At 36.1% G+C, this 6640-nt stretch carries 7 protein-coding genes and 1 pseudogene; 2 read left to right on the forward strand and 6 right to left on the reverse strand.

Annotated elements, in window-relative coordinates; translation table 11 throughout:
- Positions 1-64: 64 nt before the first annotated feature.
- Both IV81_RS08035 and IV81_RS08040 read right to left on the reverse strand, forming a co-directional pair.
- Positions 65-1456 carry an amino acid permease gene (locus IV81_RS08035; protein ID WP_057804064.1) on the reverse strand — a complete coding sequence of 464 codons (1392 nt, stop codon included), beginning with the start codon at positions 1454-1456 and terminating at the stop codon, positions 65-67.
- Between the two features lie 289 nt (positions 1457-1745).
- The gene (locus IV81_RS08040; protein WP_057804055.1) at positions 1746-2381 is read right to left on the reverse strand and encodes a methyltransferase family protein; all 636 of its coding nucleotides are present in this window, start codon (positions 2379-2381) and stop codon (positions 1746-1748) included.
- Between the two features lie 482 nt (positions 2382-2863).
- Between IV81_RS08040 and IV81_RS08045 the strand changes: the two genes are divergently transcribed.
- Positions 2864-3307, forward strand: a complete 444-nt coding sequence (locus tag IV81_RS08045; protein WP_057804057.1) for a GNAT family N-acetyltransferase — start codon at positions 2864-2866, stop codon at positions 3305-3307.
- A 282-nt stretch (positions 3308-3589) separates the two neighbouring features.
- Here the strand turns inward: IV81_RS08045 and IV81_RS08050 are convergent, their stop codons facing one another.
- The 4 genes and pseudogenes from IV81_RS08050 to IV81_RS09225 all read right to left on the reverse strand — a co-directional run.
- Positions 3590-3937 (reverse strand): hypothetical protein, encoded by a 348-nt coding sequence (locus IV81_RS08050; RefSeq protein WP_057804059.1) that lies wholly within the window; start codon positions 3935-3937, stop codon positions 3590-3592.
- Positions 3938-3955: 18 nt separating this feature from the next.
- Positions 3956-5014 carry a DUF4767 domain-containing protein gene (locus tag IV81_RS08055; protein ID WP_236696855.1) on the reverse strand — a complete coding sequence of 353 codons (1059 nt, stop codon included), beginning with the start codon at positions 5012-5014 and terminating at the stop codon, positions 3956-3958.
- 12 nt (positions 5015-5026) lie between these two features.
- The gene (locus IV81_RS08060) at positions 5027-5617 is read right to left on the reverse strand and encodes a hypothetical protein (protein WP_057804060.1); all 591 of its coding nucleotides are present in this window, start codon (positions 5615-5617) and stop codon (positions 5027-5029) included.
- A pseudogene (locus tag IV81_RS09225) lies at positions 5595-5708 on the reverse strand (recombinase family protein); the annotation flags it as partial. The pseudogene IV81_RS09225 and the gene IV81_RS08060, both read right to left, overlap by 23 nt.
- A 205-nt stretch (positions 5709-5913) precedes the next feature.
- Here IV81_RS09225 and IV81_RS08065 point away from each other — a divergent pair.
- Positions 5914-6640, forward strand: a 727-nt coding sequence (locus tag IV81_RS08065; RefSeq protein WP_057804062.1) for a hypothetical protein, incomplete at its 3' end; no start/stop codon positions are given.

Consider the following 6640-nt stretch of genomic DNA (forward strand, 5'->3'; position numbering starts at 1 on the left):
TGACAAACCATTCTTCGTCACAACTTTTTTAGTTGAATTTTATTAATTGATGTAAGCAGCCTTATCAGACTTCTTTTGACCGACGATGCTTAATTGCAAAGTTAATTGAAAGTAGGATTAAGAAGGCCGCTCCTACTGAAACAGAAGCCCTTGTATCTGGATTGATGAACATGAAAACTACAATTGCAAGCAGTGAAAAAATTGCTAAGTAATTACTCATTGGATAAAAAGGCATTGTAAAGGGATGTTGCTGGATCAGCTCCGGATTGGAACGGCGGAATCTCAGCTCGGAAATTAGAATGACAAACCACGGAACCATTCCGGGTAAAACGCTGGAACTGTACACTAAGACAAACAGATTTGCCGCTCCTCCCTTAAATGATGATAGAAAAACATTCAAAATGATTCCGAGTAGAATTCCAGCTGAAATTGCTAAAATCGAAACTGAAGGAACTTGATGTTTTGACAGTCTTCCAAAGATTTTAGAAACTTTTCCTTCCTTTGAAAGCTTGTACAACATTCGACTAGCACTGTAAATTCCAGAGTTAGTCCCCGACATTGCAGCCGTTAATACAACAAAATTAATGATACTTGCCGCTCCCGTGATTCCCACTTTTGAAAATGTCTCAACAAAGGGCGAGCCTACTGCTGCAAGTTGATTCCAAGGAAAAATTGTAACAATAACAAAAATCGCACCTAAATAGAAAATTAGAATTCGCCAAACAATTGATTTTACTGAGGCAACAATTGCCGTTTTAGGGTTGGCGGCTTCACCAGCTGTAATTCCAAGTAGCTCGATTCCTTGATAAGAACCAACAACGATTGAAAGAGCAAACAAGAAGCCCTTCACCCCGCCTGTAAAGAATCCACCATGAGCCCATAAATTGGAAAGTCCGACCGGATGCCAGTTGTTTCCGAAGCCTAGAAAAATCACTAGCGCACCAACGATGATCATTAAGATGATGGTCAATACTTTGATTAAAGCAAAATAGAATTCGATTGTCCCGTACGCCTTAGTCGACACCAAATTAGCAAGCGTTAACGTGATAATTACGACCAAACTCGATACCCATCCTGGTAACCCCGGCCACCAATAATTAAGGTATTGACTAACCGCAATCACTTCGCTAATTCCAACAACAATAAATTGAAAAATATTACTCCACATTGTTAAATATCCCGCAACTGGATGAATATAATTGGTAGCATAGTCCGCAAAAGATCCCGTTGTTGGATTAATATACAGCATTTCCCCAAGCGCACGCATTACTAAGTATAAAATTAAGCCCGCAAATCCGTATGCCAACAATACTGATGGACCCGTCCACTTGATTGTTGCAGTGGAACCCATAAACAAACCAACCCCAATTGTTCCACCCAAGGCAATCATTTGCATCTGGTTTGATGTTAACGATCGTTTTAACTGCGGTGCACTCTTCTTATCACTTGATTCCATTTCCATATTCGACCTCTCCTTTAAGTACAAAAAAACCACCCAATTCAGCGTAAGGACACGATTAACGTGTTCCTTTTCCTGATTGAGTGGTTTGTTAATTGTTATTATTTAACAGTACTTCAAAACCCTCAACCAGCTAAATGGTGGTTGAGGTGGAGGTTGTAGAACTAACAATGTTTAACTGCTTATCTTCATAATTCATCGCTACAACCTCCCTTTCTTATAATGTCTTAAATATTATCATTTAATTTTAATAAATGCAATGATTAATTTAAATTTCCTATCACCTTTACCAAACCCAAGGAATAAGTTGTTTTGTGTTGGCTTCATATGTTACAAATTCTTTTCCATATTTTTTTCGCAGGTATCGATTGGCGGTCGGAATATAATTCGTTACAAAAAACAGTAACAATAACGCAGGAATCACCAGTGCCCATGGATTCATGGTACAAAGCGCAAATCCTAAAACCCACAGTACATCTCCAAAATAATTGATATGCACTGCGTAGTGGAATAAACCTCCAGTATATAAACGGCCTTTATTTTTAGGGTTTGCCTTAAATGGCCGTCGCAACAATTCCGCGGTAGTATTAATTACACCGCCAATCACAAATAAAAGTATGCCTAAAATGAGAATTGGCATATAAATTTCCGATCGGACAAGCATCGGAAAACCGATATAGTATAGTGCAAATGCAAGACTGTTTCCAATCGCTTCACGCCAACTGATTCCACGCGGTAACCAAATAAACATCATCGCGTTAAGCCTTAAAAACGTAATACCAATCATCGTCCAAATTACAACAATACTAATATTAGACCAACCCGCAGAATGCGTGATAATTCCTGCGATATTCATTTCAATAACCTGGCTAACCAAGATAAATAATTTTGTATAGATTGTATTTTGATGGATTCCAAACATGGTGAGCACCTCCGGATAGATATTAACTTATCACCTTTGTTTCCATTTTATCATCACCACATGTAGACACAATTGTTTGAATTGGGCGGAGCCACAAGTGCTCTATATGCATGTTTTTAATGTCATTATTTTATATAAAAAGTACCGTTGCTACTAAACTCGTAGGACATCACCGGTTCAATAATTTTTTCATTCACCATTAATAATTAATATTATATGCCTCATTTGTCGAATCAATCATATTTTAACATACGTTCAAAAGGGTTATCGTAAATCTCCATAAGTCCAAACTGATTCTTTAAAAGGCCTTTTTAATCCCCCGTTACATAAGTAAAAACATGACGGCCTTCACATATTTTTAATAAATATTTAAAAACGGCGAAGATTCAGACTAACACCGTAATCTTCTTTTGTTTTCGGTCTGGTAAACTAAGTACAGTAATTCCAACAAACAATCATTTCAAATTTGTGGAGGTCAAAACATGAAAATCGTCGAAGTAAAAAATAGAAATCGAGCACTCCTTGAACAGTTACTAATAGTTTGGGAAAACTCAGTCAGAGCCACGCATCTTTTCTTGTCAGATAGCGAAATCGAAGACATTAAAAAGTACGTCCCCCAAGTATTAAATCAAATACCGCATTTAATTATTATGGAAGACGAAAATCAATTACCAATCGGTTTCATGGGAATTGCCGATCAGTATCTTGAAATGCTATTCGTCTCTCCAGAAGCAAGAGGAAAAGGCGTTGGAAAATCCTTACTTCAGTACGGAATCAACACTTATTCAGTCAATAAATTAGCAGTTAACGAACAAAATCCACAGGCCAAAGGCTTTTATGAGCACATGGGTTTCAAAACATATAAAAGAACCGAACTTGATGAGCAAGGAAATCCGTATCCCCTTTTGTATATGCGGTTATCCTAGGATATTTGAAATGTATTTACTAAAATAAATTGTTTCTACATTATGATTTCCTCACTGGCGGTGGATTAATATTCTTCGAAAACATAATTATGTAATAGATAAATTTCATTTTTAATCGGCTAATACTGGAGATCATTGGGTGTCGATTAAGTAACTAAGTTTTTAAAACTTTTACAAATAAACTGACTTTCCATATTGTTATGTCTTATAGATTTTCTTGATTTAACCGCATAATAAAAAGTCTGAAATCAAGTTCAATTTCAGACTTTTTAACATACAATTTTATTTTTTTGTATATTTGATATTGCTTGCAAACAAATCAGCAATCGCATTGCCCGTTGATTCTAAATCAAATGTTTGATTATCCTTCGCTAATTTAGCCGTTATGGTACCATTTCCATCACTAAAGCTTAATTTAAGTTCATCATCTTTAATCTCGTAAGTTCCTTTATGAGCAATTTCGCCATTTTCAAAATCTTCAAACTTGTTACCCTTAAAAACCAACGCTGATCCTGTATTAGCTACATACCTACCACTTAAATGACTAGGTCTAGTCATCAGAAAAATTGCAACTAGTGCCACTGCGGCAATGATTCCAATAATTCCCCATTTTTTTGTGTTTGCGTTCATAAACTACTCCTCTAAAAATTAATTTTGGGCGATCTCGTTAAATCCGGCATTAAGCTTAGCATTTTGTGTCTCTTCAAAATCACCGCCACCATCGCGACTTTGATCAACCAAAACTACGGGCTTCCCATTATGAAAAGCAAAACAGTAAGTAATTCGGCTAGGTAATGGTGGTACAGTTCCATTATGATTATAAATTGCGACGACGTTATACTCATAGTTTCCCTTACCATCTTTACTCCAACCAATGGATGCCTGCTGCCCTTTAACCGGCTCGTTTGCCAAATCGCTTGGATAACTCATGCCTGTTGATACTTCCAACTCATTAGTACCATCATATTTTTGATAATCTTGATTCATGGTTTTTGACCACTCACTAATAAAAGACTGCAATTTTTGATCTTTTTCAGTGTTCCACAGTGCGCTTTGTTTTTGCTTCTTATCAGGCGTTAATGATGAAGCATTGCTTGTTTCTGGATTATCCTGTGCAAAGACCTGTGTATAATTATTGTTACTTGTCCAAACGGTAATCAAATTTTGTTTATTCGCTCCGCCATTAGAATCACCCTGGTATTCTGTAGTTGTACCAATCGGATAGAAAGTTATCGCCCAATTAGCCTCGTCATCGTTCTCAGTTGAGATGGTCAAAATTTCCCCATTATTTTGAACCTTGGTTACTCCATCTTCTCCATTAATCATCAAGTTATGTCGTTCTAAAGTTAATTGATCATCAACAATTCTATCTTTTGAAATTGACAACTGTCCATCAACTTGGCTTGTATCAAACTCAAGTCCATTTCCTTTGTGGTAGTTAACCTTAGCGCCAATCATTTTCCAATCGCCATTAAGCAAGCTGCTAAAATTTCCGCTCTGAATCGCAGACAAGTTCATTTTAATATTTTTTGAGCTAGAGCCTTTTGATTGATTGTCCTTACGTGAGGAACTCGTGTTGATGGCACTGCTAGCAGACTTGGTAGCGGCTTTAGATACACTATCCTTATTACCGTTTACCTTATCCCCACATGCCGCAAGCGTCACTAGCATCATCAAACTGACAACGCTAAAAAGAATTTTTTTCATTTCAACATTCCTCTACTTACGCGAATTGAATGCAGAGATAGTTGACGAAACGGCCGCAATACCAGAATTAACAGCTGCTGAATGTGTGCTTGCCGCAATATCTTCTTGCAAACTGCGAATCTCTTCTTGAGCTGCAAGTTGATCTTCTTGAAAATGTTGTGTTTCTAAAATGTTAAAAGCTTCTTGTAAATCACGGGCTCTATTTTCATTAACTAATTTCCAAAGACGCAACGCATCCCAGTAATTGTAAAATTTTTCTGGAAATTCTTTAGCTTCTTGTTGATAGAACGGATCATTTAACTCTTGCTGTAAAGTTGCTTGATCTTTTTGAATTGCTTCATTAGCTGGTGAAATATAACGAAAATATTTTAATGCGTAAAGGCCAATCGCAATCGCAGCAAAGGTGAACACTCCAGCAGCTCCACTTTGAAACAACAACGTAAGTACTGCAAGTATGGCAAACGCAATAATCGTTTTACTGAACTTTTTCTTTCCCTTTTCTAGTTTTTCCTGATCTGCTCTCAATGTCTGCTGCACACTAGCAACTCCAGCAGTTGCACTCCGTTTATTCTGTAAAAAATCTACCAGAAATTTTCTCTTCAAATATTTTTTGAACTCCGGCTTTTTTTAAAGCAAAGATTTGTCGGTCTAAATTCTGATCAGTAGTAGAAACTCGTGCATATCCTATTTTCAATTTTTTGACTCCTTTTTTGAAGCATTTATGTGACAACCCTATTGTTACAAAAAAATGCGGTGATTTTTGAATAAAATATTAGAACATTTACAAATCATTTTTACATATTAACTTTTTAGGATATAATATGTAAAATGGGTTTTTATACATTTATATTTTAACGTTATGGTTCGTTATTTATAACACAATGAAAGAAGGCATCCCAATGAAAGATAAACTAATATTATTCTCTAGTATGTTTGTTTCTTTAACAGTACTATCTAATGCACAACCAGCCAAAGCTGATGAAAAATCAAATAAATACCTATCAATTTCAAAAATTGATACCGTACGAAGTAGTGACTTCAAAAATACAACCACAACTGGCTCAAATCTAACAGATACATCCAACACAGAAAAAAATTCAAATATGATCCCTCACGCTCATTCTAAATATACACAATCAATTGTAGATAATGGGGTCGATGAAATTAACAATGTTATAATTCTAGATTTCGATGACAAACCTAAAAATTCTGATGCAGCTTATGAATACAACATCTCAACAAATGCAAGTCATACAATGGGGATTAAGATTACCTCAAAATCTGAAATTAACGATTTTGATTTGGAGAATCTTCACTTTTCAGCCAACTGGAGTGGAGCATCCGCGGGATCCTCAGATCCTATTCCTTCATGGATAATTATAGAGGGGATTGAAAATATAAAGTATAGCGAAGACGGTAGATCTCTAACTTTTGATATAATCTTTTCAATTAACCAAGAACTATTATTAAATGATATAGGTACTCTAAATAATATTAAGATGCTGAACATTAGAATTTCAACAGCATTTGGTAATACCATTAGTCAAAACGCAGGTACTATAACATTTGAAATTGTAAGTGAAGGACAGTCAACGCAGCCAACGCAACCAACACAGCCAACGCAGC

It is taken from the genome of Pediococcus stilesii (assembly GCF_001437075.1).
Taxonomy (GTDB): domain Bacteria; phylum Bacillota; class Bacilli; order Lactobacillales; family Lactobacillaceae; genus Pediococcus; species Pediococcus stilesii.